Genomic DNA, 26,906 nt, shown 5'->3' with positions numbered 1-26,906 from the left:
GTGACGGCGCCGTCACCGCAGCAGGTGGCCGGCCTGCAGAACTCGCTCGCCGTCGGCGCCGCAACCCTGTGCAACGACATCGCGTGGCCCCGGGACGCCGCGGTGTACGAGAAGGGCGTCGCGGAGAGCCGGGCGGCCTATCCGCTGACGGCCGGCATGCCGCGGAACGCGATGATGTGCGCCGCCTGGCCGTTCGAGCCGCAGGAGCCGCCGGTGCGGATCACCGACGCCGGCCCGTCCGACATCCTGCTCATACAGAACGAGCGCGACCCGGCCACCCCGCTCGCGGGCGCGCTGAAAATGCGTGCGGCCCTCGGCGACCGCGCGCGCATGGTCACCGTCGACTCCACCGGCCACGACGCCTACCTCGCCAACGGCAACGCCTGCGGCGACGCGACGGTCTCCCGCTTCCTGGCGACGGGCGAGCGGCCGGAGCGGGACGTGTACTGCGGCCGGGGGGACGGTCCCACCGCAACCGCGAGATGAGACGGCCGCGTCGGTGACAGGGAGAGAACGATCATTCGTGACCCGAGTGATCGGTGTCCCCGAGCATAAGGAGCTCCCGTGTTCACCCGACGCACCCTCCTCACCGCCGGCGCGGCAGGCGCCGCGGCCCTGCTCGCCCCGGCCGCGGCGCACGCCACCGGCGGGCCGGCCGGTGTCAGCGGACGCCTGCGCGCCCTGGAGCGGGAGTACGGCGCCAAGCTCGGCGTCTACGCGCACAACGTCGGCACCGGACGGACGATCCGGCACCACGCCGACGACCTGTTCCCGATCTGCTCCGTCTTCAAGACCCTCGCCGCCGCGGCCGTCCTGCGCGACCTGGACCGGGACGGCGAGTTCCTCGCCCGCCGGATCCACTACACGGAGGCCGACCTGGTGGACGGCTCCGACGAGACGCGCAAGCACCTGGCCGAGGGCATGACCGTCGCCGAACTGTGCGACGTCACCATCCGGTACAGCGACAACGCGGCCGGCAACCTGCTGCTGCGGGAGCTGGGCGGCCCCACCGCGATCACCCGGTTCGCCCGCTCCCTCGGCGACCCGGTGACCCGGCTGGACCGCTGGGAGACGGAGCTGAACTCGGCGGAGCCGTGGCGGGTCACCGACACCACCAGCCCGCGTGCGATCGGCCGCACCTACGCCCGGCTGGTGCTCGGCGACGCGCTCCCCGGCGCCGACCGGGAGCTGCTCAAGCACTGGCTGCTGAACAACACCACCAGCCTCGACCGGCTGCGCGCCGGCGTCCCGCCCACCTGGACGGTCGCCGACAAGACCGGCGGCGGCGACTACGGCGTCAACAACAACGTCGGCATCGCCTGGACCCCGGACGGCACACCGGTCGTCCTGGCCGTCCTGTCCCGCAAGTCCGACCCGGCCGCGGTCCGGGAGAACGCCCTGATCGCGAAGACGGCGAAGGTCCTGACGGAGGCCCTCGCCTGACCCACCCCCTGCCGCTGCCGGAAATCCCTCGCGCTCTCCGGGCAACCGATTCCGTCCGGCCGGTGGTCTGGAGGGCGAGGAGGGTGCTTGATGAAGGCCGAGCAAGAGGCCCAGTTCCAGGAGTTCGTCAGAGCGCGGTGGTCCCATCTGGTGCGCACCGCCTATCTGCTGACGGGCGACGCGCACCACGCGGAGGATCTGACCCAGACGGCGCTGGCGAAGGCGTACCGCTCCTGGCGGCGGATCTCGCGCAGCGACAACCCGGAGGCGTATGTCCGCCGGATGCTCGTCAGCTGCAACAGCGACCGCTTCCGCAAGCGGCGGGTGCCCGAGGCGCTGACCGCCTCGCCGCCGGAGCGGGCGGGGAGCGACGCGGCCGTGGCGTGGGTGGACGAGCGCAGCTCGCTGCTGACCGCCCTGGCCGGACTGCCGCCCCGGCAGCGCGCGGTGGTGGTCATGCGCTACTGGGAGGACCTGTCCGAGGCGGAGGTCGCCGATGTGCTCGGCTGCTCGCCGGGCACGGTGAAGAGCCAGGCCTCCAAGGGGCTGGCGAAGTTGCGTACGTATCCGGGGCTCGCCCAGGCCATGGGTGTGCCGTCCAGGCAGGGAGCCAGCAGGTGAGCGGGGACCAGCGCGAGGAGACCGCGCGGCACGGGGACGGCGAGCGGGAGTTCGAGGAGCGGGTGCGGGCGCTGCTCGCCGACGACGCGTTCACCATCCAGCCCTCGGCGGCGCCCTATCCGGCGATCCGGCGCCAGGGAGTGGCCGAGCGGCGCCGGCGGGTGGCGACGGTCGGGGCGGCACTGGTGACGCTGGCCGTGGTGCCGGTGGGAGCCGCTGCGCTGACCGGCCCGGACGCGGGCGGCCGGGCCGTGTCGCCCGCCGTGTCCGCCACGCCGGCGCAGTCGCCCGCACCGACGCCGGAGCCGGCCACTCCGGCCGGGCCCGCGGGTCCGGCGAGCGACGAGCAGCTGCTGGACGGTGTGACGCGGGAGTCCGCGGCGGCCATGCTGGAGGACTGCCTCGCCTCCGACCTGGGCAGCCCCCTCCAGGACCTGGGCACGCCGGAGGAGTACCGGATCCTGCTCGGCATGGGCAGCACCGGCGACAGCAACACCCCCGGCGACGGCCGGTTCGTGGTCGCGGTGCGCGACGAGGCCCCCCGGACCCGGGTGATCTGCAACGTCAAGGACGGCGAGGTCTCGGGGCTGAACGTCGGGGGTGTGGACATGGACCTGCCGGACCAGGGCAAGGTCATGCCGGACGTCAACGCGCACAAGCTGTACGCGCAGTCGTACCTCGACAAGGGCAACTGGAAGCTGCCGTTCCGCTGGGGCAGCATCGGCGCCGTCCACCCCTCCGTCGCCAGGGTGACCGTCTCCTACGGCGACGAGGAGCCCAGGACCGCCGTCCTCGACCACGGCTGGTTCGTCGCCACCGGCATCCTGGACCAGCAGGTCACCCGGGCACCGCACATCAAGGGCTACGACGCCGCGGGCAAGCAGGTCTACGACTCCGACCAGGACAAGTACTACATGGCCGACCTGCCCTGATGGACCGTGAGGGGCGGGCACGCGGGCGGTACCGTACAGGGGTCGGTACCGCCCGCTGTCCTCTTCCGGTGGAGCTGCCATGACGATCCCCGCCCCGCTCACCGGCGTCGTCCCGCCCGTCTGCACGCCCCTGACACCGGAGCGCGAGGTGGACGTGGACTCGCTGCACCGGCTGCTCGGCCATCTGATGGCGGGCGGGGTGCACGGCCTGTTCGTGCTGGGTTCCACGTCGGAGGCGGCGTATCTGACGGACCGGCAGCGCGAGCTGGTGGTGTCGGAGACGGTGCGGCACGTGGCCGGACGGCTGCCGGTGCTCGCGGGCGCCATCGACATGACGACCCCCCGGGTCCTGGAGCGGGTGGCCTCGGTGACGGCGGCCGGCGCCGACGCGGTCGTGGTCACGGCCCCCTTCTACGCGCGCACCCACGCGGCGGAGATCGCCCGCCACTACCGCCTGGTCGCCGCCGCCTCCCCCGTCCCGGTCCTCGCCTACGACATCCCGCCCGCCGTCCGCACCAAGCTCCCCGCCGGCCTGGTCCTGGAGCTGGCCGCCGAGGGAGTGCTCGCCGGGCTGAAGGACTCCAGTGGTGACCTGGCCGCGTTCCGCGAGGTCGTCACCGGTGCCCGCACCCGCCCCGGCCTCACCGGCTTCACCGTCCTCACCGGCTCCGAGCTGCTCGTCGACACCGCCCTCGCCCTGGGCGCGGACGGCGCCGTCCCCGGTCTCGCCAATGTCGACCCGCACGGCTATGTCCGCCTCGACCGCCTCTGCCGCGACGGCGACCACACCCGCGCCCGCACCGAGCAGGAGCGCCTGTGCGCCCTCCACGGCATGGTCCACGCCGGCGACCCGGCCCGTATGGGCCCCGGCTCCTCCGCGATCGGCGCCTTCAAGGCGGCCCTGCACCTGCGCGGCGTCATCGCCTGCCCGGCGACGGCGGAACCCCAGGTGCCGCTGTCGGAGCCGGAGGTGGCAGCGGTGGGGAGGTTCCTCGCGGCGGCCGGCCTCCTCTAGACCCGGCCCGACGCCGGACCCGGCCCGCCGCTGGACCGGGCCCACCGTCCGGGGCCCGTCACATGCTCCCCGGTGTCACCAGCCCCGACTCGTACGCCACGATCACCAGCTGGGCCCGGTCCCGGGCCCCCAGCTTGCCCATGATGCGGCTGACGTGGGTCTTCGCGGTCAGCGGACTCAGCCCCAGGGCTTCGGCCGTCTCCGTGTTGTTGAGGCCGCGCGCCACCAGGGCCAGCACCTCCCGCTCCCGTTCGGAGAGGCAGTCGGGGCCGGCCACCGGCGGGCCGGACGCGGGGCCGCGCAGGAAGCGGGCGATGAGCCGCGAGGTCGGCCCGGGCGACAGCAGCGCCTCGCCCGCCGCCACGGTGCGGATGCCGTCGAGCAGTTCGGCGGGCCTGGTGTCCTTGACCAGGAAGCCGGAGGCGCCCGCGCGCAGCGCCTCGACGATGTACTCGTCGGTGTCGTAGGTGGTCAGGACGAGCACCTTCACGCCGGCCAGGTCCTCGTCGGCGGCGATCAGCCGGGTCGCCTCGATGCCGTCCAGGTCGGGCATCCGGATGTCCATCACCACCAGGTCGGCGCGTTCGCTGCGGGCCAGCTCCACCGCCTCCCGGCCGGTGCCGGCCTGGCCGACCACCTCCATGTCCGGCGCGGACTCGACGAGCATCGCGAACGCGGCCCGTACGAGGGTCTGGTCGTCGGCGAGCAGGACACGGATCATCGCTCTCCCCCGGTTCTCAACGGTCTCCCCCGGCTCTCAACGGCAGTACGGCCCTCACCTCGAAGCCCTTCTCCTCGCCGGGCCCGGCGTCCAGCGTGCCACCCACGCTGCGGGCCCGTTCCCGCATCCCGACGAGCCCGAACCCGGGGCTGCCCGTCCCGGCGCCCGCCCCGTCGTCGCTGACCCGTACGTGCAGGGCGTGCTGGTCGTCGTAGACCTGTACGCCCACGGTGAGATCGGCGCGTCCGCCGTGCCGCACGGCGTTCGTCAGCGCCTCCTGCACGATCCGGTAGGCGGCGGCCCCGACGGCGGGCGGCACCTCCCCGGTCCGCACGTCCAGCTCCGCCTTCGCCCCCGCGGCCCGCGCGGCCTCCGCCAGGTCCGCCAGCCCGTGCAGCCCGGGCAACGGGTCGCGTGCGTCCGGTCCGCCCGGGTCGCGCAGCACCTCCAGGGTGGTGCGCAGTTCGCCGCGCGCGGCGCGGCAGGTCTCGGCGATGTCGTCGAGGGCCTTGGCGACGGCGGCCCGGTCCAGGCGGTCGGGGTCGGCGTGCAGCACGTGCGCGGCGACGGAGGTCTGCACGCCGATCAGGGTGATGCTGTGCGCCAGCAGGTCGTGCAGGTCGCGGGCGATGCGCAGCCGTTCCTCGGCGACCCGGCGGCGGGCCTCCTCCTCGCGGGTGCGTTCGGCGCGTTCGGCGCGTTCGACGATGGCGGCGACGTACTGCCGGTAGTAGCGCACGTCGATGCCGACGAAGACCACGGCGAGCACCCAGCCGGAGATCCGCAGCGCCTCGGCGGCCTGGTGCTTGTTGACCAGCGTCATGATGCTCAGCGACAGGGTCAGGGCCGCGCCGCTGGTGAGCAGGGTGTACAGGGGCCGGCAGGTGACGGCGAGGCTGTACACCGCGACGACCGAGACCGCGAGGGGGGCGGTGTGGTTGTTGTCGAGGGCGTGGTACGGCAGCAGCAGGGCGGCTTCCGCGGCCAGCACCGGCACCGCGTGGCGCCGCCGCCACACGATCGGCACCTGCGCGGCGAGTAGCAGCGACCAGCCGAACGCGTCCGGTCGCCGGGCCGGGTCGGTGACGAGGGCGGCGACGACGGCGTGGGCGGTGACCGCGAGGGCGAGCAGGATGTCGTTGCGGGTGGCGTGCGGGGCGGTGCGCGGATCGCGGTTGACCGCCGCCATGATCCGTTCACCTATGCGGGGTTTGCGGGCAGCTTCGGGCACGGGCTCATCCTCCGTGAGGAGGACGCCCCTCCGGGAGGGGAGGGGCGTCCTCGGGATCACCCGGGGCCGTGGCGGCGTCAGACGCGCTCCGGCTCCCGGACCAGCGGTGCGGGCTGCGGGGCCTGCGCCATCCGGCCGGGCCACCACACCTTCCGGCCGAGGGCGACGCTGGCGCTGGTGACCAGGTAGGTGCGGACGAGGAAGGTGTCGAGGAGCACGCCGACCGCGATGACGAAGCCGAGCTGGACCAGCGAGACGAGGCCCATGTTCATCAGCACCGCGAAGGTGGCGGCGAGGACGAGGCCCGCGGAGGCGATGACGCCGCCGGTGGTGCGCAGGGCGGTGAGCGCCGCCGCGGCGGGTTCCGCGCCGCCCAGGGACTCCTCGCGCATGCGGTGCATGAGGAAGATGCCGTAGTCGACGCCGAGGGCGACGAGGAACACGAAGGACAGCAGGCCGAGGGCGGGGTCGGTGCCTTCGAAGCCGAACAGCGGCCCGAACACCAGCCCGCCGATGCCGAGGGATGCGCCCCAGACCGCGACCACGGCGGCCACCAGCATCAGCGGGGCGACCAGGGAGCGCAGCAGGGCGACCAGGATGAGCAGGACGGAGAGGAGGACGAGCGGTACGACGACCTTCTGGTCACGGGCGTTGGTCTTCTCCAGGTCGATCTGCTGGGCGCTGGGTCCGCCGACGTAGGAGCCGTCCAGCGTGTCGCGCAGGCGCTCGATGGTGCGGGTCTCGGCGTCCGTCTGCGGCGGGGCGGAGGCGGTCACGGACACCTCGGTCCAGCCGTCTCCGGTGCGGCCGATCCGGGCGGACTCGACCCCCTCGGTGGCGGTGGCGGCCTGGAGAGTGGCGTCGGCGCGGCCGGCCGGGGTCATGACGGTGATGGGCTGGCTGGAGCGTTCGGGGTAGGCGTCGGCCAGGGTCAGCATGGCGGTGACGGACTCCGGGCGGTCGACGAAGGAGTCCTCCTGCTTGAGGTCGCCGGGCAGGTTCAGGGCGCCGAGGGCGAGCGCCCCGAGGGCGACGGCGCCCGTGACGAGGACGGTCACGGGGCGGCGTCCGGCGGAGCTGCCCATCGCGGAGAAGAGCGAGCGGCGCTCCTTGGGGGTGCTGCCGTAGGCCGGGACGATCGGCCAGAACACCCGGCGGCCGAGCAGGACGAGGATCGCCGGCAGCAGGGTCAGCATGGCGGCCAGCGCGCACAGCACGCCGACGGTGCCGAGCGGGCCCATGCCCCGGTTGGAGTTGAGGTCGGCGGCGAGCAGGCACAGCAGTCCGGCGGCGACCGTCCCGGAGGAGGCGAGCACGGCGGGCCCGCAGCCGCGCAGCGCGGCGCGCATGGCGTCGTACGGCCGCTCGATCCGCCGTAGTTCCTCGCGGTAGCGGGCGACGATGAGCAGGGCGTAGTCGGTGCCGGCGCCGAAGACGAGGATGGTCATGATGCCGGTGCTCGCGCCGGAGACGGTGGTGCCGAAGGCCTGGTTGAGGCCGTAGGCGACGCCCATGGACAGGTAGTCGGCGATGCCGGCGACGGCGAGCGGGACCAGCCACAGCACGGGGCTGCGGTAGATGAGGATCAGCAGGACGGCGACGACGGCGACGGTGGTGTAGAGCAGGGGGCCGTCGAGGGAGTCGTACACCTTGGCGGAGTCGGCGCTGACCGCGCCCGGGCCGCCGACCTGGACGGTGAGGCCGCCGGTCGAGCGGGCGGTCTCGCGGATGTCGTCGACGAACTCGGTGCGCAGGTCCTCGTCGTCACCGGGTTCGTTGCTGGTGACCGGGTACATGAGGGTGGTGCCGTCCCGGGAGGGCACGCCCTGCGGGGTGCCGGTGAGCTCGTGCTCGCCGGCGATCCGCCGCACCTGCCGGTCGGCGGTCGCCCGGTCGGCGGCGGTCAGCCCGCCGTCGCGGTGGTAGACGAGCACCAGTTCGGTGGTCTCGCCGCCGGGCATCCGGGCCTGGATCTCGGCGACCTGGGTGGAGTCGGCGCCAGCGGGCAGATAGTCGGTGACCCGGTCGCGCTGCACGTCGGCGAGTTTCGCCGCGAACGGCGAGGCGATCGCCAGCACGCCGATCCACAGCGCGAGCATCACCCACGGCACGGCCCGCCGTCTGCCTGTCGTCTGTCCGGCCCCCATGAGCGGGCCCTCCCTCCGAAGCGGATGTCTGGTTGCGGTTCCAGACTTCCGGCGCGGGAGGGCCTGCGCGTCGCGCCGGAGGGCGAGTTCCGGGCTACCGCGCGGGGTGGCCCGGCGGCCGTGCTACTCCCCGGGGAGTACTCAGGACGGCGTGCGTGCCGCCACGAGCAGGCGGTTCACCTCGTCGGCGGTGATGGTGAGCGCGGCACCCACCGTGGCGAGCGCCTCGCGTTCGGCGGTGGTGTACGGCCCGTCCGCGAGGGCGATCCGGGCGCCCTGGAGCAGGATCGATTCGCGTCCGGCGGCGGCGAGATGGGGGGCCAGCGGGTCCAGTGCCTCGTGCAGCTCTATGGCCAGCCCGGGGCCGCAGGGCTCGCCGGTGATCCGGCCGGTGTCCGCCTCCAGCGCCTCGACGAGGGCGGCCAGCTGCTCCTCGGTGCAGTCGTCGAAGCCGGCCGCGCGCACGGCCTGGGCGGCCGTCTCCAGCGCCGTACGGGATCCGGCGCCGCCCGCGGCGAGCACGGCGAGGGCGACGGTGTGCACGGCGTCGCGGAGCATCGCGGAGAAGCGGGTGGTGGTGGGGTGGTCGAGGACCTCGGTGCCGTAGTGGCGGCGGCAGGCCGCGCACTCGACGACCGGCCCGCTCGCGCCGCGTGGCAGCACCGGCAGGCCCAGCAGGGTGAACCGGCGGCGTCCGGTGAGCCGCTGGTAGTTGCGGTCGCCGCCGCAGCCGGGGCAGAAGAACTCCCCGTCGCCTACGGGCGTCCACGCGGTACGGGTGCCCAGCATGCGCGAAAGGCCGGTGACACGGCCGTCTCGTCCCCGTCCTGGCAGCACGTCGCACCTCCGTAACCCCGCGGCAACATCGCCGCGCTGGCGTGATGTTAGCCACATAGATGAGCCCTAGTCAGCACCCCGGACGAGACCTCTCCGTGACCTGAACGGGTGAGTGGCCGGTAAACGACGGGGCCCCGCCCGCCGGTGATCACCGGAAAACCGCGGACGGGACCCCTCAAACCCCCGGTGGGGACGGTTCAGCGCGCGGCCCGGTTGACGGCCGAGACGACCGCCTTCAGGGAGGCGCGGGTGGTGTTGGCGTCGATGCCGATGCCCCACAGCACCTTGCCGTCGATCGCGCATTCGATGTACGAGGCGGCCTGCGCGGACGCGCCCTCGCTCATCGTGTGCTCCTGGTAGTCCAGCAGCCGTACGTCGATCCCGATGGACTGCAGCGCGTCGAAGAAGGCTGAGATCGGACCGTTGCCCTGGCCGGACAGCACGGTGTCCGCACCGTCGACGGTGGCCTCCACGGTGAGCGTGTCCACGCCGTCGCGGTCGGTGGTGGACTGGCCGTTCTTGACCTGAATCCGACCCCACGGGTTCTCCGGGTTCGGCAGGTACTCGTCCTCGAAGGTCGCCCAGATGTCCTTCGGCGTGACCTCGCCGCCCTCGGCGTCGGTCTTCGCCTGGATGATCTTGGAGAACTCGATCTGCATCCGGCGCGGCAGGTCCAGCTTGTGGTCGTTCTTCAGGACGTACGCGATGCCGCCCTTGCCGGACTGCGAGTTGACGCGGATGACCGCCTCGTAGGAGCGGCCGACGTCCTTCGGGTCGATCGGCAGGTACGGCACGGCCCACTCGATGTCGTCGACGGTGACGCCCTTGGCCTTCGCGTCGGCCTCCATCGCGTCGAAGCCCTTCTTGATGGCGTCCTGGTGGGAGCCGGAGAAGGACGTGTAGACCAGGTCGCCCACGTACGGGTGGCGCGGGTGGACCTCCATCTGGTTGCAGTACTCCCACGTACGACGGATCTCGTCGATGTCGGAGAAGTCGATCTGCGGGTCGACGCCCTGCGAGAACAGGTTCATGCCCAGGGTGACCAGGTCGACGTTGCCGGTGCGCTCTCCCTGCCCGAACAGGCAGCCCTCGACGCGGTCGGCGCCGGCCATCAGCGCCAGTTCGGCGGCGGCGACGGCGGTGCCGCGGTCGTTGTGCGGGTGCACGGACAGACAGACGTACTCACGGCGCGACAGGTTCCGGTGCATCCACTCGAAGCGGTCCGCGTGGGTGGACGGGGTGGAGCGCTCGACGGTGGCCGGCAGGTTCAGGATGATCTCGCGGTCCGGGCCGGGCTGCCAGACGTCCATGACGCCCTCGCAGACCTCCAGCGCGAAGTCCAGCTCGGTGTCGGTGAAGATCTCCGGGCTGTACTGGAACCCGAACTCGGTCTCCGGGCCCAGCAGCTTCTCGGCGTACTCCACGACCAGCCGCGTACCGTCCACGGCGATCTGCCTGATGTCGTCCCTGGACCCGCGGAAGACGACCCGGCGGAAGACCGGGGCGGTGGCGTTGTACAGGTGGACGGTCGCGCGCCGGGCGCCCTTGAGGGACTCCACGGTCCGCTCGATCAGGTCCTCGCGGGCCTGGGTGAGGACGGAGATGGTCACGTCCTCGGGGATCGCGCCCTCCTCCTCGACGATCGAGCGCACGAAGTCGAAGTCGGTCTGGCCAGAGGCCGGGAAGCCGATCTCGATCTCCTTGTAGCCCATCTTGACCAGCAGATCGAACATGGCCCGCTTGCGCGCCGGGGACATGGGGTCGATCAGGGCCTGGTTGCCGTCACGCAGGTCGGTGGAGAGCCATCGGGGGGCCTTGGTGATCCGCTGGGCGGGCCAGGTGCGGTCCGGGATGTCGACCTGCTCGTAGCGGCCGTACTTGTGGATCGGCATGGAACTGGGCTGCTGGCGGTTGGCCATGATGCGGGGGCTCCTTGGGATGTCCGGAAAGGACGGCCGACGGCAACGCCAAGCTCCGCGGGGAGGGAGTCGACCTGGACTACAGGCCCTCGCCGCGGCAGCTAAGAAGAAGCAGCCCGAAACGCATGATGCGCAGCATGCTAGCCGAGCCGCCCCGGACGCGGGGGTCCGTATCAGTATGCGGGACCGCCGGAACAAAGGGGGCGAAACGTGCGCCATACCACTCGACGCGCGCGACGAGAGGCCGTTGGCTGCACATTTCGCCCATCATGGTTGCACCGCGTGACAGCTCCGTTACATGGTGCGATGGTGCCGGACATGACCACCCACGGGGGCCACGAGCCCGTCTTCTGCACCGTCGTACCGCCGCACCTCCTCGACAAGCTGGCCCGCTCCGACGACCCGGCCGTCTCCGGACCGGCCCGCCGCACCCTGGTCCGCGACAGCGAACTGCGCGGGCGACGCCGGGTGACCTCCGAGTTCCGCCTGGCCGCCGCCCCCGCCGTCAGGGCCCCCTCGGACCGGCCGCTGCGCACGATCTACGACGCCGGGAACCGCACCGAGCTGCCCGGCACCAAGGTCCGCGGCGAGGGCGACGAGCCGGGCCGGGACGCCACGGTCAACCGCGCCTACGCCGGACTCGGCGCCACCTTCGAACTGTTTCTCAAGGCCTACGGCCGCCGCTCGATCGACGGCGACGGCCTGCCCCTGGACGCCACCGTCCACTACGACGAGAACTACGGCAACGCCTTCTGGAACGGCGAGCAGATGGTGTTCGGCGACGGCGACGGCGAGGTCTTCCTCGACTTCACCCTCCCGGTCGACGTCATCGGCCACGAACTCACCCACGGCGTCACCCAGTACACGGCGAACCTCACCTACTACGGCCAGCCGGGCGCCCTGAACGAGTCGATGTCCGACGTGTTCGGCTCACTGATCAAGCAGTACACGCTCGGCCAGACCGCGTCCGAGGCCGACTGGCTGATCGGCGCGGGCCTGCTCGCGCCGGGCGTCACCGGGGTGGCGCTGCGCTCGATGAAGGCACCGGGCACCGCGTACGACGACGACGTCCTCGGCAAGGACCCCCAGCCCGCGACGATGGAGGACTACGTCCGCACCGGCCGTGACAACGGCGGTGTGCACATCAACTCGGGCATCCCCAACCACGCGTTCTACCTGGCGGCCACCGCCCTCGGCGGCCACGCCTGGGAGAAGGCCGGCCAGATCTGGTACGACGTGCTGACCGGCGGCGAGCTGTCCGAGCGGGCCCTGTTCAGGGACTTCGCCACCCTCACCGTCAAGGCCGCGCGGGAGCGCTACGGCGACGGCGGCGACGAGCACGAGGCCGTGCGCAAGGCCTGGGGGCAGGTGGGGGTGCGCACCCGGTGACTTCCGTCGGTTGACGTACTAGACAGGGATCCATGCGAATTCAGGTGAGGCGCACGGGCGGTTTCGCGGGGATCGAGCGGTACGCCGAGATCGACACCGCGGGCCGCCCCGACGCCGACGAGTGGCAGGCCCTGGCCGAGCGGGCGCTGGCCGCCGGGCAGGCCACCCGCCCGGCGGGTGTGCCGGACGGCTTCGGCTACGAGATCACCGTGGACGGCCGGACGGTCCACGCGAGCGACCCCCGGCTGCCGGACGACCTGCGGGCGCTGGTCACGCGCGTCCTGAAGGAGGGCGCGTGACCATGACGACGGCCCCGATACCCCGTTTCCCCGCCGGTTTCCTGTGGGGCGTGTCGACCTCGGCCCACCAGATCGAGGGGGCGGCCGACGAGCGCGAGCCGTCCGTTTGGGACGCGTTCACCGCCGAGCCGGGGCGGGTGAAGGACGGCTCGACGGCGGCGGTGGCCTGCGACCACTACCACCGCCACCGCGAGGACGTCGCCCTCCTCGCCGGCCTCGGCGTGGACGCGTACCGCTTCTCGGTCTCCTGGCCACGGGTGCGGTCCCCGCGCGGCCTGGACTTCTACGACCGACTCGTCGACGACTTGTGCGCGGCGGGCGTCCGCCCGGTCCCCACCCTCTTCCACTGGGACCTGCCGCTCGGCCTGGACTGGCTGGAGCGGGACACGGCCGCCCGCTTCGCCGACCACGCCGGCGTCGTCGCCGAGCGGCTCGGTGACCGGGTCAGCACATGGATCACCCTCAACGAACCCGCCGAGCACACCCTGCTGGGCCACGCCCTCGGCGTCCACGCGCCGGGCAAGCGGCTGCTGTTCGACGCGCTGCCGGCCGCCCACCACCAGTTGCTCGCCCACGGGCTCGCGGTCGGCGCGCTGCGCGCGGCCGGTGCCGGTGACATCGGGATCGCCAACTCGCACGGTCCCACCTGGCCCGCGTCCGAGGACCCCGCGGACGTGGCCGCGGCGGACTTCTACGACATCCTGCTGAACCGTCTGTTCGCGGAGCCGGTCCTGCTCGGCGCGTACCCGGCGGGACTGGGCGAGCTGATGCCGGGCGACGTGGCGGCCGACCTGAAGGTGATCGCCGAGCCGGTCGACTGGTACGGCGTCAACTACTACGCGCCGACGAGGGTGGGTGCCCCGCAGGAGACCGGGACCGACATCGGCGGCGTCCGGATGCCCGCCGAACTCCCCTTCTCGGTCCGCCAGATCGAGGACCGGCCCCGGACGGACTTCGGCTGGCCGGTGGTCCCGGAGGGCCTGACCGAACTGCTGACCGGCTTCCGCGACCGCTACGGCGACCGGCTGCCACCGGTGATCATCACCGAGAACGGCTGCTCGTACGACGGCCTCGACGACCAGGACCGCATCACCTACCTCGACGGCCACATCCGGGCCCTGCACGACGCGATGACGGCGGGCGTGGAGGTGCGCGGCTACTTCGTGTGGTCCCTGCTGGACAACTTCGAGTGGGCGGAGGGATACGCCCGCCGCTTCGGCCTCGTCCACGTGGACCACGCGACCCTGGCCCGCACCCCGAAGGCGTCGTACCGCTGGTTCCGGGAGGTGCTGCGGGCGCAGCGGTGACGGGTGCGGTCCGGCGGGACCACGCCGTGCAACTGTCAACCACTTCACCCGAGTTGCACCCGATGGGCGGGAATCATAGGTTTGTGGTAGCTGCCGACCTGAGGAGCGATGCACGAGCGGGCCCGGCCCGCATCGGCCGGGACACCCAGGGGGGCTGGCAGAACGTCCGACTCACCGGCGCGAGAGGCCCTGTCACGGCTGCCGGCGGGTCGAGAGGAAGGCCGACTCATGGCCAAGATCAAAGTGTTGCTCGAGATCGAACCGCCGCCGGCCGCGGAACGCGACGGCTTCGGCGCCTTCCGGGAGGCCGCGGCCTCCGAGACGTCGGCGTTCGACCAGGGGCTGCCCGGCCTCGATCTGGTGGCCGGGCTCGGCGTCGAGCCGGGCGAGAGCTTCGTGCCCGTTCCCATGTTCAGCGCGCCCCGGGAAGGAGAGGGCGGGACCCAGGGGCCGCTGCGCGCTCTGGTGGAGTTCGCGGTTCCGGAGACCAACGCCGACATGGCGCCGACCTCGATGGTCCTGCCCGTGGAGGTTTCCCCCACCAAGCTGGTGGAGCTGCGGGAGCGCGACGGTGTCGTCGTGTGGCCCAGCTCCCCGCTCCACCTGTACGAGAAGGAGGAGCCGGGGCCGGGCGAGCCGGGCGCGGACGTCCAGGCGCACGCGTTCGACCTCGCCCGCTCGGTCACCGGCCTCGACTGCCGCCCGTTCCGCGCCGGGGTCACCATCGACGCCGTCCGGGCCCTGCTGGGCGTCACCCGGCCGTGGCAGGACGGCTTCCGTGGGCAGAACATCGTCGTCGGCGTCCTCGACGAGGGCGTGAACGGGCAGGTCTACCCGGTCGCCGGCGGCTTCGCCCAGCCCGGAGCCGACCTCCAGCCGGGGGCCGCGCCGATCACCAGCCACGGCTCGATGTGCGCCGCCGACATCCTCGTCGCCGCACCCGCCGCACGGCTGTACGACTACCCCTTCCTGGGGCGGCCCGACTCCGGCGGGGCGCTGACGATGTTCCAGGCGGTTCTGGAGCACCGCAGGCTCGACGGCACGCCGCACCTGACCAACAACAGCTACGGGTTCGTCGGCGTCCCGCGCCGTGACCAGGCCCCCGGGCACGAGATCTGGGACCTCGACCACCCACTGCACCGCAAGGTGCGCGAGGTCGTGACCTCGGGCGCGGCGGCGTTCTTCGCGGCCGGCAACTGCGGTGTGCAGTGCCCGAGCGGTGACTGCCGCCGCAGCGGCATCGGTCCCGGGCGCTCCGTCCACGCCTCCAACAGCCTCACGGAGGTCATCACGGTCGCGGCGGTCAACAGCCGCGGCGAGCGCGTCGGTTACTCCTCGCAGGGGCCCGGCATGTTCGACGAGAAGAAGCCTGACTTCGCCGCGTACACGCACTTCTTCGGGAACTTCGGCCCGGGCCGCCCCGGCGGAGTGCCGCTGCCCCCGAGGTCCCCCTTCGACAACGGGACGTCGGCGGCGACACCGGTCGCGGCAGGCGTCGCGGCGCTGCTGCTGTCCGCGTTCCCCGAGCTGACCCCCGAGGGGCTGCGGGAGGCTCTGCTGGCCGGCCTGGTCAACCCGACGGGCAAGGTCTGGGACGCCGGCTACGGGCGGGGCATCGTGAACGCCGCGGCATCGTATTCGTTCCTGCTGCGGAAGGCCTGAGCGCACCGGCTCGGCACACCGTGGCCCAGCGACCCGGGAGGGCGTGGATGAAGTGGCTCCTGACCGTGCCGGCCGGCATCGACCTGGGCGAGCTGGCGGCCAGACTGTCCGCCGTCGGCGCCACCCTGCTCGATGTCGACCCGGTGCCGCTGGGCGACGGGGAAATGGTGGTGCAGGCCGAAGGGCCGGCCGACCTGGGCGCGCGGGTGGCCGGCCTGGGAGTCCCCCTCAAGGTGCATCCCAGCTCGGAGTTCGACCTGGGTCCGTGAGGCGCCGTCCGGGCGGTCGCCGACGGCTCAGAAGCCCAGCTTCCGCAGCTGCTTCGGGTCGCGCTGCCAGTCCTTCGCGACCTTGACGTGGAGGTCGAGGAAGACCGGCGTGCCGAGCAGGGCCTCGATCTGCTTGCGGGACTTGATGCCGACCTCCTTCAGGCGCTTGCCCTTGGGGCCGATGATGATGCCCTTCTGGCTGGGGCGCTCGATGTAGACGTTGGCGTGGATGTCCAGCAGGGGCTTGTCGGCGGGGCGGTCCTGGCGGGGCAGCATCTCCTCGACGACCACCGCGATCGAGTGCGGCAGCTCGTCCCGGACGCCCTCCAGGGCCGCCTCGCGGATCAGTTCCGCGATCATGACCTGCTCGGGCTCGTCGGTGAGGTCGCCCTCGGGGTAGAGCGCCGGGCCCTCGGGCAGCAGCGGGATCAGGAGATCGGCCAGCAGGTCGACCTGCTTGTTCGCGGTGGCCGACACCGGGACGATCTGCGCCCACTCGATGCCCAGCTCCTTGCCCAGCTGGTCGACCGCGATCAGCTGCTCGGCGAGGGACTTGGAGTCGACGAGGTCCGTCTTCGTGACGATGGCGACCTTCGGGGACTTCTTGATCCCCGCCAGCTCCTTGGCGATGAAGCGGTCACCGGGGCCGATCTTCTCGTTGGCCGGCAGGCAGAAGCCGATGACGTCGACCTCGGCCCAGGTGGTCCGCACGACGTCGTTCAGCCGCTCGCCCAGCAGGGTGCGCGGCTTGTGCAGGCCGGGGGTGTCCACCAGGATCAGCTGGGCGTCCGGGCGGTGCACGATGCCCCGCACGGTGTGCCGGGTGGTCTGCGGCTGGTCGGCGGTGATCGCCACCTTCTGCCCGACCAGAGCGTTCGTGAGGGTGGACTTGCCCGCGTTGGGCCGACCCACGAAGCACGCGAAACCGGCCCGGTGGAGTTCCTCGGCCGGCTGTTCGGATGACTGGCTGCGAACGCTCATGGCGCCCATTGTCCCTGATCGCCGAGGCCCCGCCGCACAACCGTCCGCGCCGTCCCCTCCGCGTGAGCTTCCCGAAACCCTCACGCAACGAAACGTCACGGAAACACAGCCGTGCGCGACCGGAAACGCACACCGGTGAACCTCTGACGCAACCCGCATCCGTTGGAGACCACGTGACGACCGTGACCCTCGCCGCACCCCGCGTCGACACCGGCGACACCGCCTGGCTGCTCGCCGCCACCGCCCTCGTCCTGCTGATGACCCCGGGCCTTGCCCTCTTCTACGGCGGCATGGTCCGCACGAAGAGCGTCCTCAACATGCTGATGATGAGCTTCGTCTCGATCGCCCTGGTCACCGTGGTCTGGCTGGCGGCCGGCTACTCCCTCGTGTTCGGCGAGGACACCGCGGGCGGGCTGATCGGATCCCTCGACCACCTCGGCATGGCGGGCCTGGGCCCGGACAGCGTGCAGGGCACGGTCCCCACCCTGCTCTTCGCCACCTTCCAGCTCACCTTCGCGGTCATCACCGCGGCCCTGGTCAGCGGCGCGATCGCCGACCGGGCGAAGTTCGGGGCGTGGCTGGTGTTCGTGCCCGTCTGGACGCTGCTCGTATACGTTCCCGTCGCCCACTGGACCTGGGGCCCCGGCGGCTGGATCCTCGACCGGCTCGGCGCGCTCGACTTCGCGGGCGGTCTGCCCGTCGAGATCACCTCCGGCGCCTCCGGACTGGCCCTGTGCCTGGTCCTCGGCCCGCGGCTGGGCTTCAAGAAGGACGCGATGCGCCCGCACAACCTGCCCATGGTGATGCTCGGCGCCGGTCTGCTGTGGTTCGGCTGGTTCGGCTTCAACGCGGGCTCGGCGCTCGGCGCGAACGGCCTGGCCGCCGCCGCGTTCCTCAACACCCTCGCCGCCGGCTGCACGGGCCTGCTGGGCTGGCTGTTCGTCGAGCAGAAGCGGGACGGCCACGCGACGACGCTGGGCGCGGCCTCCGGCGCGGTGGCGGGCCTGGTGGCGATCACGCCGTCCTGCGGCTCGGTGTCCCTGCTCGGCGCGCTGGTCGTGGGGCTGGCCGCCGGTGTCGTCTGCTCGTACGCGGTGGGCTGGAAGTTCCGGCTGAACTACGACGACTCCCTGGACGTCGTCGGCGTCCACCTGGTCGGCGGCGTCATCGGCACCCTGCTGATCGGTGTCTTCGCGGTGGAGTCGATGACCGGCGGCGCCGAGGGCCTGCTGTACGGCGGCGGACTCGGGCAGCTCGGCCGGCAGCTGGTGGCCGTGGTCGCGGTGGGTGCGTACGCCTTCCTGGTGACGTACGGCATCGGGAAGCTCATCGACAGGACGCTGGGCTTCCGCGCGAGCGAGGAGCAGGAGCACACCGGCCTGGACCTTACGGTGCACGCCGAGACCGCCTACGATCACGGGGTCCCGGGCGGCCACGGCGGCCCGGTCACCGCCTCCCCCGTCTCCCTTGCGCAGAAGGTCAAGCCGCAGGCATGAAGCTCATCACCGCGATCGTCAAGCCGTACCGCCTCGACGAGGTCAAGACCGCTCTCCAGGAGCTGGGTGTGCACGGGATGACCGTGAGCGAGGCCAGCGGCTACGGCCGTCAGCGCGGTCACACCGAGGTGTACCGGGGCGCCGAGTACCAGGTCGACCTGGTGCCGAAGGTCCGTATCGAGGTGGTCGTGGAGGACGCCGACCGCGACACCGTCATCGACGCGATCGTGAAGGCCGCCCACACCGGGAAGATCGGCGACGGCAAGGTCTGGGCGCTGCCGGTGGAGACCGTCGTCCGGGTGCGCACGGGCGAGCGCGGGCCGGACGCGCTGTAGCGCCCGCCGGGCCTCACCGGAGCACGAACGGGCCCGGGTCCCCGGTCCGGTCGCCCTGCCGGTGATCACGGCCCGTGCCGGGCACGACGTCCGCAGCTCGCCGGCGTGCGCCTCCAGCCGGTCGCCGGAGGCGGCCCTGCCGGTGATCCTGGATGGCGGTGAGGGTGCCCCGACTCCGCAGGCGGGGACGGGGCGGGGGCCGGCGCGGTCGCCGTGAGCGCCCCGGCCACAGTGCCACGCCGGTTCCGCCACGCCGTCCGGGATGTCACCGCGTCCGGTTGCTCAGCCGGCCGTCACCGTCTCCCGGACCGTCCCGTCCGGGCCCGCGACCAGCACCAAAGTCTCCGGGCCGCCCAGGTCCCGCACGGCCGCCCGGTCCGCGTCGGACGCCGACTCCGCCTCCGTCACGACGGCCGCGGCCTCAAGCGACTTGGCCCCGGACGCCACCGCCATCGCCACCGCGGTCTGCAGGGCGCTCAGCTTCAGCGAGTCCAGGTCCACGGTCCCGGCGGCATACGTGCGCCCCGTCTCGTCCCGTACGGCGGCCCCCTCGGGCACACCGTTGCGGGCCCGCGCGGAACGGGCCAGGGTGACGATCTTGCGGTCCTCGGGGTCGAGCGCGCTGGTGTCGGTCATGGCTTGAGGATACGTATCCGCACGACGGTCAGCCCGCCACGGGGTACATCGCCCCCCGCCGGCCCTCCGGCGAGGCCAGCCACTCCAGCTTGGCGGCGGTGTTCGCCTCGTCCAGCGGGGTGTGCAGCACGATGGTCAGATCGGGCCGGGCCGGGACCTTCATCGCCGTGGACTCCACGACCAGCAGACCGACCACCGGGTGGTCCAGCTCCTTGCGGATCTGCCCGGCGTCCTCGATGTCCCGCTCCTCCCACAGCCGGGTGAACTCGGGGCTGGACTCCTTCACCCGCGCCAGCACCTCCTGGAACCCCTCGTCGTCGGGGCAGGCCGAGCACGCGGCCCGGAACTGGGCGACGACCGTGCGCGCGTTGCGCTCCCAGTCCCTGGCCCGGGAGCGGTACAGGGGGTCGGTGAAGAAGTCGACGACACAGTTCTGCGTCTGGCCGGGGCGCATGCCGAGCACCGTGGCGGCGGCGTCGTTGTACATCACGCAGTTGTAGTACATGTCCATGATGTGCGCCGGATAGGGCATCCAGGTGTCGATCAGCCGCCGCAGCCCGTCGCACCGGTTCCGCCTCTCCGGGGCCACTTCGGGCGCGGGCGGGTTGAGTCCGGCGAGGACGTAGAGGTGCCGGCGTTCGGCGTTGCTCAGCCGCAGCACCCGGGCGACCGCGTCGAGGACCTGCGGCGAGACGGAGATGTCCCGGCCCTGCTCCAGCCACTGGTACCAGGACGCGCCCACGCCGGCGAGCACGGCGACCTCCTCGCGCCGCAGTCCGGGCGTACGGCGTCGCGCGCCGCCGTCCGGCAGGCCCGCCTCGGCCGGGGTCACCCGGGCCCGACGGCTCATCAGGAACTCCCGCAGCTCACGCCGCCGATGTCTGTTCAACGCGTCCACCGACACGTACGAATCCCCCTCGTCCCCCTGGCCGTCGGCTGGTGGTGCCACCACCACCATAAGCACCGACTCCCCAGCGGTATTCCGATCACCGCAGGCTCATGCCCATGGCGATCGACACCACACCGTCCCCCGGTCCGTCCACCACCCCGCCCGCTGACCGCGCGCCCGGCCGCCCCCGGCTGTCGACGCGCGACAAGCTCATCCTCTTCGTGCTCTGCGCGGCCCAGTTCATGGTCGCGCTCGACTTCTCCGTGCTGAACGTGGCCCTGCCGGTGCTCGGCGCCGATCTGGGCATGAGCCCGTCCGCGCTGCAGTGGGCGGTGACCGCGTTCGCGCTGCCGTCCGGCGGTTTCCTGCTGCTGTTCGGCCGGATCGGCGACCTGTACGGCCGCAGGAAGCTGTTCCTCACCGGCCTCGCCGTGTTCGCCGCGGCCTCCCTGCTCGCCACCGTCGCCTGGGACCCGGCGTCCTTCCTGGCCGGGCGGGCGCTGCAGGGGCTGGGCGCGGCGGTGATCGTGCCGACCGGCATGTCCCTGCTGACGACCACCTTCGCGGAGGGCCCGGCCCGCGACCGCGCCCTCGGCATCTCCGGCACCCTGATGTCGCTGGGCTTCACCGTCGGCATGGTGGCGGGCGGCGTGCTGACCGATCTGCTCGGCTGGCGCTCCACGATGGGCCTGCTCGCCCTGTGCGCCCTCGTCGTCCTGCCGCTGGCACCCGCCCTGCTGCCGGAGTCGCGCACCCCGGAGCGGACCCGCCTCGACGTGCCCGGCGCGGTCACCGTCACCGGCGGTCTGCTCGCCCTGATCTACGCCCTGACGACGGCCGCCGAGCACGGCTTCGGCGGCGCGGACGTGCTGGCGAGCCTGGTCACGGGACTGGTCCTGCTCACCGCGTTCGTGGTCGTCGAGTCCCGCGCCGACGCGCCGCTGGTCTCCCTGCCCATGCTGCGCCGCCGCACCGTCGCCTGGGGGAACCTGGGCGGCCTGGTCACCTTCTCCATGATGTCGACGGTCGTCTTCGTACTGACCCTGTACCTCCAGGAGGTCCTGCGGCTGTCCGCCTTCGAGACCGGGCTGGTCTTCGGTGTGCAGGGCGTGCTGTCGGTGGTGGCGGGCTCGTACACCCCGAAGGTGATCGCCCGCCTCGGCGCCCGCCGCACCCTGGTCGTCTCGCTCGCCGGACAGGGCGTGCTGGTCGCCGCGCTGCTCGGACTGGGCGACGGCGGCTGGTCCGTGTGGCTGGCCACGGCCGCCGTGTCCCTGGCCAGCATGTGCCACTTGGGCGCGATCATCTCCTACGGCCTCACCGTGACCTCCGGCGTCCCCGACCGCGAACAGGGCCTGGCCACCGGGCTGGTCACCTCCACCCAGCAGGTCGGCATCACGGTCGGCATCCCGCTGCTGGGGGTGCTCGCCACGACCACGGACGACCTGCTCTCCGGCGTCCGCACGGTGATCGCGCTGGACGCGGGGATCGTGCTGGTGGCGGCGGTGCTGACGGGGCTGGGGCTGCGCACGGCCTCCCGCAGGACAGGGCCGGACGGCGGATCTACAGTGGAATGGGCAGCGCATGCGAAGGACGGCGTCTGATGAGTGTGCGAGCGAAATCCGCTGTGGCGTGCGCCTCGGTTCTCCTGCTGGCCCTGGGCACGACGTCCGCCCATGGCCTGCCGGCTGACGATCCGCCACCGCAGGAACTCTTCGAGAAGGCCGCTCCGGCCACGGTGCACATCCTGGGGGAGGGCGGCAGCGGCACCGGGTTCGTCTACGACGCCGGCGAGGGGCTCATCATCACCAACGCCCATGTCGTCGACGGGGAGTCCGTGTTGAAGGCCGTGGTCGACGGCGAGGAGCCGGTACCGGTCCGGCTGCTCGGCAGTGACCCCTGCGAGGACCTGGCGGTGGTGAAGCTCAACGCCCCGCCCGAGGACCTCAAGGAGCTGAAGTTCGGCGACAGCGACGAGGTCAAGGCCGCCGACACGGTGACCGCCATCGGCTATCCGCAGTCCTTTGCGGACGATCCCGTCTCGGCCAAGCCCGTCTTCACCTCCGGCGCGGTGCAGTCCCCGGACGTCGCGGCCGACCCGGATCCCTACTACCTGCCGCACTACCCGGAGACGATCCAGCACTCCGCCACCCTGAACCCCGGCAACTCCGGCGGCCCGCTCCTCGACACGAAGGGCAGAGTGGTCGGCGTCAACAGCCTCGGTCACGACGAGGCACAGGGGCAGTACTACTCGATCACCAGCGAGCATGCCCAGCGGCTCCTCGACGGGCTGGCCGCGGGCGACATGAAGAACTCCCCCGGCTGGGCGGTCGATTCCCTGGAGGATCCGGCACTCAGCGAGTTCTTCCAGGAACCGCAGGACCAGCGCGATGTGGCAGCCGTGCAGGAGCAGTTGCTCCAGCAGGACGTGCGGGGACTGTTCGTGCTCAGCACCGCGAGCAACTCGCCCGCCGAGCAGGCCAACCTCTTCGCGGGCGATGTGATCACCGCCATCAAGGACACACCCGTGGCCTCGGTGAGCGACATGTGCGATGTGCTGCAGTCGTCGGCGGCCGGCGAGAAGCTGCGGATCGAGGGCGTCTACGCGTTCGACGACCCCGAGCAGCAGGGCGACCAGGTCGGCGAGGCCTGGCAGACCGACCTGCGGCTCCCCGGCCCCTGACGGCGGCCCCTAGGGACGGTCCAGACGGAGCCGGTCGGCGCGCGGCAGGCCAGCGACGACCAGGTCGTACGAGTCCTCGACCAGCTCCCGGACCAGGCGGTCCGGGAGTTCGCCGTCGGCGGTGACCGTGTTCCAGTGGCGCTTGTTCATGTGCCAGCCGGGGACGATCAGACCCGGGTGGGCGGTGCGCAGCCGGAGGGCGTCGTCCGGGTCGCACTTGAGGTTGACCTTCAGGGGCCGCGCGTCCAGGGCGGTGAGCGCGAAGAGCTTGCCGTGCACCTTGAAGACCGAGGCCTCCGGGTTGAAAGGGAAGTCCTCCTCGGCCGCGTTGAAGGACAGGCACAGGGCGCGCAGCTCCTGAGGGGTCACTCCGGCGTCTCCTCCTCGGCCTGCTCGGCCGGGGGGACCGGCTCGACCAGCACCGTGACGATCTTGTTCCGGCGGCCGGCGGAGGCCTCCGCGGTCAGCCGCAGCTCACGGCCGTCGGGCAGTGGCACCACGGCGGACGCCCCGGCGATCGGGACCCGGCCGAGCGCCTTGGCGAGCAGGCCGCCGACGGTCTCCACGTCCTCGTCGTCGTACTCGTCGAGGCCGTACAGCTCGCCGAGGTCGGTGATGTCGAGGCGGGCGGTGACCCGGTGGCGTTCCTCGCCCAGCTCCTCCACCGGAGGCAGTTCCCGGTCGTACTCGTCGGTGATCTCACCGACGATCTCCTCCAGGATGTCCTCGATGGTGACGATGCCGGCCGTGCCGCCGTACTCGTCGATGACGACGGCGACGTGGTTGCGTTCCTTCTGCATCTCCCGCAGGAGGTCGCCCGCGTTCTTGGTGTCCGGGACGAAGAAGGCGGGCCGCATCGCCGTGGACACCAGCTCGCTCTCCGCGTCCCGGCTGATGTGCGTCTTGCGGGCCAGGTCCTTGAGGTAGACGATCCCGACGATGTCGTCCTCGCTCTCGCCCGTCACCGGGATCCGGGAGAAGCCGGAGCGCAGGGCGAGGGTGAGGGCCTGGCGGATGGTCTTGAAGCGCTCGATGACGACGAGGTCGGTGCGCGGCACCATCACCTCGCGCACCAGGGTGTCGCCCAGCTCGAAGACCGAGTGCACCATCCGGCGTTCCTCGTCCTCGATCAGCGACTCCCGCTCCGCGTAGTCGACCAGCGCCCGCAGCTCCGCCTCGGAGGCGAACGGGCCGTGCCGGAAGCCCTTGCCGGGGGTGAGCGCGTTGCCGATGAGGATCAGCAGCCACGGGATGGGGCCCATCACCCGGGCGAGCGGCAGCAGCACGTACGCCGCCGCGGTCGCCGTGTGCACGGGGTGCTGGCGGCCGATGGTGCGCGGCGAGACCCCGACGGCGACGTACGACAGCAGGACCATCACCGCGACGGCGATGACGAGGGCCTGGGTGACGCTGTCGAACTCACGCAGGCACCCGTAGGTGATCAGCGCGGCGGCGGCCATCTCGCAGGCGACGCGGACCAGCAGCGCCACATTGAGGTAGCGGGTGGGGTCGGCGGCGACCTGGGCGAGCTTGTCGCTGCCGCGCCGCCCGGACCGTACGGCTTCCTCGGCGCGGAAGCTGGAGACGCGGGCCAGGCCCGCCTCCGCGCAGGCGGCGAGCCAGGCCACGATCACCAGGGCGATCGCGCCCGAGACGAGCGCGAGGCTCATGACACGGTGGGGGCCGGGGACGGGCCGGTCAGGCCCTTCTCCGCACGCCAGCCGTCCACGATGGCAGCCTGCAGGCCGAACATCTCGGCCTTCTCGTCGGGCTCCTCGTGGTCGTAGCCGAGCAGGTGCAGCACTCCGTGGACGGTGAGCAGCTGGAGCTCCTCGTCCATGGAGTGCTGGGTGGGCGCCTCGGCGCCCTGCCTGGCGGCTACCTCGGGGCAGAGCACGATGTCGCCGAGGAGGCCCTGCGGGGGCTCTTCGTCGTCCTTCGACGGCGGACGCAGTTCGTCCATCGGGAAGGACATGACGTCCGTGGGCCCCGGCAGGTCCATCCACTGGATGTGCAGCTGCTCCATGGCGTCGGCGTCCACGACGATCACCGAGAGCTCGGAGAGCGGGTGGATGCGCATCCTCGCGAGCGCGTAGCGGGCGATGTCGAGGATCGCCTGCTCGTCGACCTCGGTTCCGGACTCGTTGTTGACGTCGATCGACATGGTCGTGCTGGTCTACTTCCCCTTGGAGCCCTTGGCGGCGGAGGACTTGCCACGGTTCTTGTGCCCGCCGTTCTCCGTGCCGTGCTTGCTGTCGTACTTCTCGTACGCGTCGACGATACGGCCCACCAGCTTGTGCCGGACGACGTCGTGCGAGGACAGCCGGGAGAAGTGGACGTCCTCGACGCCCTCCAGGATGTCCTGGACCTGACGGAGACCGGACTTGGTCCCGTCGGGCAGGTCGACCTGGGTCACGTCACCCGTGATCACGATCTTCGAGTCGAAGCCGAGACGGGTGAGGAACATCTTCATCTGTTCGGGGCTCGTGTTCTGGGCCTCGTCCAGGATGATGAAGGCGTCGTTGAGGGTACGGCCGCGCATGTACGCCAGCGGCGCGACCTCGATCGTCCCGGCCGCCATCAGACGGGGGATCGAGTCGGGGTCGAGCATGTCGTGCAGCGCGTCGTACAGCGGGCGCAGATAGGGGTCGATCTTCTCGTAGAGCGTGCCCGGGAGGAAGCCCAGGCGTTCGCCCGCCTCCACCGCGGGACGGGTCAGGATGATGCGGTTGACCTGCTTGGACTGCAGGGCCTGCACCGCCTTCGCCATCGCCAGGTACGTCTTGCCGGTACCGGCCGGGCCGATGCCGAAGACGATCGTGTGCTGGTCGATCGCGTCGACGTACCGCTTCTGGTTGAGCGTCTTGGGGCGGATCGTACGGCCGCGCGAGGACAGGATGTTCTGCGTCAGCACCTGGGCCGGGGTCTCCAGGCCGTCGCTCTCCCCGTTCTCGCTCGCCTTGAGCATGGCGATCGAGCGTTCCACTGCGTCCTCCGTCATCGGCTGCCCGGTGCGGAGCACCAGCATCATCTCGTCGAACACGCGCTGGATCAGGGCCACCTCTCGGGCGTCGCCGACCGCGCTGATCTCGTTGCCCCGGACGTGGATGTCGGCCGCCGGGAAGGCCTTTTCGATCACGCGCAGGAGGGAGTCGCCGGATCCCAGCACGGTCACCATGGGGTGCTGGGCGGGGACGGTGAACTGTGCTCTCGCCTGCCCCTGCGCGGGGGTGTGAGCTGTGGGTGTCTGAGTCATGGGCCGGCGCTTAAGGCCTGCGGTTCCTCCTCATCACGGCCGCGTAGCTGAGGGCGGCCTCGCGATTCCAAGGGTACGACGCCGTGCTGACCTAGCCGTAGGGCTTTTCGAACGGTCCTCTGGGGCAATCGCCGGACAGCTCGTTTTCATACCGCCCGGCACCGGAAGGTGACCGGGCTCTCACGCCGGTCTCCGGAACCCGATGGTCGGCACCGCCCGGCGCAGCGGCCACCGGCGGGCGCACTCCTCGGGGAGCAGGCCGGCGAGGAAGGCGTACCGCTCCAGGGCGGCCGGGTCCTGGCCGTCGAGGGAGCGGACCTTGCGCCACCAGGTGGCGATCTCGGACCAGCCGGGCGCGGAGAGGGAGCCGCCGAACTCCTGGACGGAGAGGGCGGCGGTGAGGCCGGCGAAGGCGAGGCGGTCGGCGAGCCGCCAGCCGGCGAGGGTGCCGGCGACGAAGCCGGCCACGAAGACGTCCCCGGCGCCGGTCGGGTCCAGCGCCTCGACCTCGATGGCGGGCACCTCGGCGGTCTCCCCGGTGCGCCGGTCCACGGCGTACGCGCCCTCCGCGCCGAGGGTGACCACGGCCAGCGGCACGAAGGCGGTCAGCGCGTGCGCGGCGGCGCGCGGGCAGGTCGTGCCGGTGTAGCGCATCGCCTCCTCCGCGTTGGGCAGGAACGCCTCGCAGTGCGCGAGGTCGGGCAGCGCGGCCAGGTCCCAGGCGCCGGTGTCGTCCCAGCCGACGTCGGCGAAGATCCGGGTGCCGTGGGCGGCCACCTGGGCGACCCAGGGCGCGGGGGCGCCGGGCACCAGCGACGCCACGGCGGCCCGCGCGCGC

At 72.1% G+C, this 26,906-nt stretch carries 27 protein-coding genes; 14 read left to right on the top strand and 13 right to left on the bottom strand.

The features are described from left to right. From CCN42_RS24085 to CCN42_RS24065, 5 genes are all read left to right on the top strand, one after another. On the top strand, positions 1-486 hold a 486-nt coding region (locus CCN42_RS24085; RefSeq protein ID WP_143662001.1), incomplete at its 5' end, for an alpha/beta hydrolase. A gap of 78 nt (positions 487-564) precedes the next feature. Further along, complete coding sequence (bla, locus tag CCN42_RS24080; RefSeq protein WP_086738740.1) at positions 565-1,443, top strand: class A beta-lactamase; 879 nt, start codon at positions 565-567, stop codon at positions 1,441-1,443. A 90-nt stretch (positions 1,444-1,533) separates the two neighbouring features. Beyond that, entirely contained in the window at positions 1,534-2,064 is a 531-nt protein-coding gene (locus CCN42_RS24075) for a SigE family RNA polymerase sigma factor (RefSeq protein ID WP_086738738.1), read from the top strand. After that, positions 2,061-2,996: a hypothetical protein gene (locus tag CCN42_RS24070; protein ID WP_086738736.1), complete on the top strand. Its 936-nt coding sequence runs from the start codon at positions 2,061-2,063 to the stop codon at positions 2,994-2,996. Before CCN42_RS24075 ends, CCN42_RS24070 begins: the two co-directional genes overlap by 4 nt. Before the next feature lie 79 nt (positions 2,997-3,075). Further along, the gene (locus CCN42_RS24065) at positions 3,076-4,011 is read left to right on the top strand and encodes a dihydrodipicolinate synthase family protein (protein WP_086738734.1); all 936 of its coding nucleotides are present in this window, start codon (positions 3,076-3,078) and stop codon (positions 4,009-4,011) included. Positions 4,012-4,069: 58 nt separating this feature from the next. On the opposite strand, the gene CCN42_RS24060 is transcribed toward CCN42_RS24065, so the two are convergent. The 5 genes from CCN42_RS24060 to leuA form a co-directional block, all read right to left on the bottom strand. Next, positions 4,070-4,732: a response regulator transcription factor gene (locus tag CCN42_RS24060; RefSeq protein WP_086738732.1), complete on the bottom strand. Its 663-nt coding sequence runs from the start codon at positions 4,730-4,732 to the stop codon at positions 4,070-4,072. A gap of 16 nt (positions 4,733-4,748) precedes the next feature. Beyond that, positions 4,749-5,921 (bottom strand): sensor histidine kinase, encoded by a 1,173-nt coding sequence (locus CCN42_RS24055; protein ID WP_086738730.1) that lies wholly within the window; start codon positions 5,919-5,921, stop codon positions 4,749-4,751. Positions 5,922-6,040: 119 nt separating this feature from the next. Continuing rightward, on the bottom strand, positions 6,041-8,110 hold the full coding sequence (locus CCN42_RS24050) for an MMPL family transporter (protein ID WP_086738728.1): 2,070 nt from the start codon (positions 8,108-8,110) through the stop codon (positions 6,041-6,043). A gap of 141 nt (positions 8,111-8,251) precedes the next feature. Continuing rightward, positions 8,252-8,947, bottom strand: a complete 696-nt coding sequence (locus tag CCN42_RS24045) for a TerB family tellurite resistance protein (RefSeq protein WP_086738726.1) — start codon at positions 8,945-8,947, stop codon at positions 8,252-8,254. A 197-nt stretch (positions 8,948-9,144) separates the two neighbouring features. Beyond that, positions 9,145-10,866: a 2-isopropylmalate synthase gene (leuA, locus tag CCN42_RS24040; protein ID WP_086738724.1), complete on the bottom strand. Its 1,722-nt coding sequence runs from the start codon at positions 10,864-10,866 to the stop codon at positions 9,145-9,147. 318 nt (positions 10,867-11,184) lie between these two features. On the opposite strand from leuA, the gene CCN42_RS24030 reads away from it, so the two are divergent. The 5 genes from CCN42_RS24030 to CCN42_RS24010 all read left to right on the top strand — a co-directional run bounded on the left by CCN42_RS24030 (position 11,185) and on the right by CCN42_RS24010 (position 15,792). Then, positions 11,185-12,255 (top strand): M4 family metallopeptidase, encoded by a 1,071-nt coding sequence (locus tag CCN42_RS24030; protein ID WP_086738746.1) that lies wholly within the window; start codon positions 11,185-11,187, stop codon positions 12,253-12,255. 32 nt (positions 12,256-12,287) lie between these two features. After that, positions 12,288-12,554: a protealysin inhibitor emfourin gene (locus CCN42_RS24025; protein WP_086738722.1), complete on the top strand. Its 267-nt coding sequence runs from the start codon at positions 12,288-12,290 to the stop codon at positions 12,552-12,554. A 2-nt stretch (positions 12,555-12,556) separates the two neighbouring features. After that, positions 12,557-13,861 carry a GH1 family beta-glucosidase gene (locus tag CCN42_RS24020; protein WP_086738720.1) on the top strand — a complete coding sequence of 435 codons (1,305 nt, stop codon included), beginning with the start codon at positions 12,557-12,559 and terminating at the stop codon, positions 13,859-13,861. A 228-nt stretch (positions 13,862-14,089) separates the two neighbouring features. Further along, positions 14,090-15,523 (top strand): S8 family serine peptidase, encoded by a 1,434-nt coding sequence (locus CCN42_RS24015; protein ID WP_107427636.1) that lies wholly within the window; start codon positions 14,090-14,092, stop codon positions 15,521-15,523. Positions 15,524-15,570: 47 nt separating this feature from the next. Beyond that, positions 15,571-15,792 (top strand): hypothetical protein, encoded by a 222-nt coding sequence (locus CCN42_RS24010; RefSeq protein WP_086738716.1) that lies wholly within the window; start codon positions 15,571-15,573, stop codon positions 15,790-15,792. Positions 15,793-15,819: 27 nt separating this feature from the next. Here the strand turns inward: CCN42_RS24010 and era are convergent, their stop codons facing one another. After that, positions 15,820-16,773, bottom strand: a complete 954-nt coding sequence (era, locus tag CCN42_RS24005; RefSeq protein WP_086738714.1) for a GTPase Era — start codon at positions 16,771-16,773, stop codon at positions 15,820-15,822. A gap of 182 nt (positions 16,774-16,955) precedes the next feature. Here era and CCN42_RS24000 point away from each other — a divergent pair, with 182 nt between their 5' ends. Beyond that, on the top strand, positions 16,956-18,269 hold the full coding sequence (locus CCN42_RS24000; protein ID WP_086738744.1) for an ammonium transporter: 1,314 nt from the start codon (positions 16,956-16,958) through the stop codon (positions 18,267-18,269). Continuing rightward, the gene (locus CCN42_RS23995; protein ID WP_086167354.1) at positions 18,266-18,604 is read left to right on the top strand and encodes a P-II family nitrogen regulator; all 339 of its coding nucleotides are present in this window, start codon (positions 18,266-18,268) and stop codon (positions 18,602-18,604) included. Before CCN42_RS24000 ends, CCN42_RS23995 begins: the two co-directional genes overlap by 4 nt. Positions 18,605-18,886: 282 nt before the next feature. On the opposite strand, the gene CCN42_RS23990 is transcribed toward CCN42_RS23995, so the two are convergent. Further along, positions 18,887-19,240 (bottom strand): cytidine/deoxycytidylate deaminase family protein, encoded by a 354-nt coding sequence (locus tag CCN42_RS23990; RefSeq protein ID WP_086738712.1) that lies wholly within the window; start codon positions 19,238-19,240, stop codon positions 18,887-18,889. 28 nt (positions 19,241-19,268) lie between these two features. After that, positions 19,269-20,090 carry a helix-turn-helix transcriptional regulator gene (locus tag CCN42_RS23985; RefSeq protein ID WP_245877443.1) on the bottom strand — a complete coding sequence of 274 codons (822 nt, stop codon included), beginning with the start codon at positions 20,088-20,090 and terminating at the stop codon, positions 19,269-19,271. A gap of 155 nt (positions 20,091-20,245) precedes the next feature. On the opposite strand from CCN42_RS23985, the gene CCN42_RS23980 reads away from it, so the two are divergent. Together CCN42_RS23980 and CCN42_RS23975 are read left to right on the top strand one after the other, a co-directional pair. Continuing rightward, on the top strand, positions 20,246-21,733 hold the full coding sequence (locus CCN42_RS23980; RefSeq protein WP_086738742.1) for an MFS transporter: 1,488 nt from the start codon (positions 20,246-20,248) through the stop codon (positions 21,731-21,733). Beyond that, positions 21,733-22,812 carry a S1C family serine protease gene (locus tag CCN42_RS23975; protein WP_086738708.1) on the top strand — a complete coding sequence of 360 codons (1,080 nt, stop codon included), beginning with the start codon at positions 21,733-21,735 and terminating at the stop codon, positions 22,810-22,812. Before CCN42_RS23980 ends, CCN42_RS23975 begins: the two co-directional genes overlap by 1 nt. Before the next feature lie 9 nt (positions 22,813-22,821). Here CCN42_RS23975 and CCN42_RS23970 read toward each other — a convergent pair whose 3' ends face one another. From CCN42_RS23970 to CCN42_RS23950, 5 genes are all read right to left on the bottom strand, one after another. Beyond that, positions 22,822-23,181 carry an MmcQ/YjbR family DNA-binding protein gene (locus CCN42_RS23970; RefSeq protein ID WP_086738706.1) on the bottom strand — a complete coding sequence of 120 codons (360 nt, stop codon included), beginning with the start codon at positions 23,179-23,181 and terminating at the stop codon, positions 22,822-22,824. After that, positions 23,178-24,482, bottom strand: coding sequence for a hemolysin family protein (locus tag CCN42_RS23965; RefSeq protein ID WP_086738704.1), 1,305 nt, complete (start codon positions 24,480-24,482; stop codon positions 23,178-23,180). Before CCN42_RS23965 ends, CCN42_RS23970 begins: the two co-directional genes overlap by 4 nt. Next, on the bottom strand, positions 24,479-24,976 hold the full coding sequence (gene ybeY / locus CCN42_RS23960) for an rRNA maturation RNase YbeY (RefSeq protein ID WP_086167347.1): 498 nt from the start codon (positions 24,974-24,976) through the stop codon (positions 24,479-24,481). The genes CCN42_RS23965 and ybeY overlap by 4 nt, the downstream gene beginning before the upstream one ends. Positions 24,977-24,988: 12 nt before the next feature. Beyond that, on the bottom strand, positions 24,989-26,068 hold the full coding sequence (locus tag CCN42_RS23955) for a PhoH family protein (RefSeq protein WP_086167346.1): 1,080 nt from the start codon (positions 26,066-26,068) through the stop codon (positions 24,989-24,991). 180 nt (positions 26,069-26,248) lie between these two features. Then, the coding region (locus CCN42_RS23950) for a carbohydrate kinase family protein (RefSeq protein ID WP_245877442.1) at positions 26,249-26,906 on the bottom strand (658 nt) is incomplete at its 5' end.

This window comes from Streptomyces glaucescens, assembly GCF_002154375.1.
In the GTDB taxonomy this organism is placed as follows: domain Bacteria; phylum Actinomycetota; class Actinomycetes; order Streptomycetales; family Streptomycetaceae; genus Streptomyces; species Streptomyces glaucescens.
This window is presented reverse-complemented; position numbering and strand designations above follow the sequence as displayed.

Bases quoted from the DNA above. Each gene is read 5' to 3' on its own strand.
- CCN42_RS24075 (WP_086738738.1), top strand. From the start codon at position 1,534: ATGAAGGCCGAGCAAGAGGCCCAGTTCCAGGAGTTCGTCAGAGCGCGG.
- CCN42_RS24065 (WP_086738734.1), top strand. From the start codon at position 3,076: ATGACGATCCCCGCCCCGCTCACCGGCGTCGTCCCGCCCGTCTGCACG.
- CCN42_RS24060 (WP_086738732.1), bottom strand. From the start codon at position 4,732: ATGATCCGTGTCCTGCTCGCCGACGACCAGACCCTCGTACGGGCCGCG.
- CCN42_RS24055 (WP_086738730.1), bottom strand. From the start codon at position 5,921: ATGGCGGCGGTCAACCGCGATCCGCGCACCGCCCCGCACGCCACCCGC.
- CCN42_RS24050 (WP_086738728.1), bottom strand. From the start codon at position 8,110: ATGGGGGCCGGACAGACGACAGGCAGACGGCGGGCCGTGCCGTGGGTG.
- leuA (WP_086738724.1), bottom strand. From the start codon at position 10,866: ATGGCCAACCGCCAGCAGCCCAGTTCCATGCCGATCCACAAGTACGGC.
- CCN42_RS24030 (WP_086738746.1), top strand. From the start codon at position 11,185: ATGACCACCCACGGGGGCCACGAGCCCGTCTTCTGCACCGTCGTACCG.
- CCN42_RS24025 (WP_086738722.1), top strand. From the start codon at position 12,288: ATGCGAATTCAGGTGAGGCGCACGGGCGGTTTCGCGGGGATCGAGCGG.
- CCN42_RS24020 (WP_086738720.1), top strand. From the start codon at position 12,557: ATGACGACGGCCCCGATACCCCGTTTCCCCGCCGGTTTCCTGTGGGGC.
- CCN42_RS24015 (WP_107427636.1), top strand. From the start codon at position 14,090: ATGGCCAAGATCAAAGTGTTGCTCGAGATCGAACCGCCGCCGGCCGCG.
- CCN42_RS24010 (WP_086738716.1), top strand. From the start codon at position 15,571: ATGAAGTGGCTCCTGACCGTGCCGGCCGGCATCGACCTGGGCGAGCTG.
- era (WP_086738714.1), bottom strand. From the start codon at position 16,773: ATGAGCGTTCGCAGCCAGTCATCCGAACAGCCGGCCGAGGAACTCCAC.
- CCN42_RS23995 (WP_086167354.1), top strand. From the start codon at position 18,266: ATGAAGCTCATCACCGCGATCGTCAAGCCGTACCGCCTCGACGAGGTC.
- CCN42_RS23990 (WP_086738712.1), bottom strand. From the start codon at position 19,240: ATGACCGACACCAGCGCGCTCGACCCCGAGGACCGCAAGATCGTCACC.
- CCN42_RS23985 (WP_245877443.1), bottom strand. From the start codon at position 20,090: ATGAGCCGTCGGGCCCGGGTGACCCCGGCCGAGGCGGGCCTGCCGGAC.
- CCN42_RS23980 (WP_086738742.1), top strand. From the start codon at position 20,246: ATGGCGATCGACACCACACCGTCCCCCGGTCCGTCCACCACCCCGCCC.
- CCN42_RS23975 (WP_086738708.1), top strand. From the start codon at position 21,733: ATGAGTGTGCGAGCGAAATCCGCTGTGGCGTGCGCCTCGGTTCTCCTG.
- CCN42_RS23965 (WP_086738704.1), bottom strand. From the start codon at position 24,482: ATGAGCCTCGCGCTCGTCTCGGGCGCGATCGCCCTGGTGATCGTGGCC.
- ybeY (WP_086167347.1), bottom strand. From the start codon at position 24,976: ATGTCGATCGACGTCAACAACGAGTCCGGAACCGAGGTCGACGAGCAG.
- CCN42_RS23955 (WP_086167346.1), bottom strand. From the start codon at position 26,068: ATGACTCAGACACCCACAGCTCACACCCCCGCGCAGGGGCAGGCGAGA.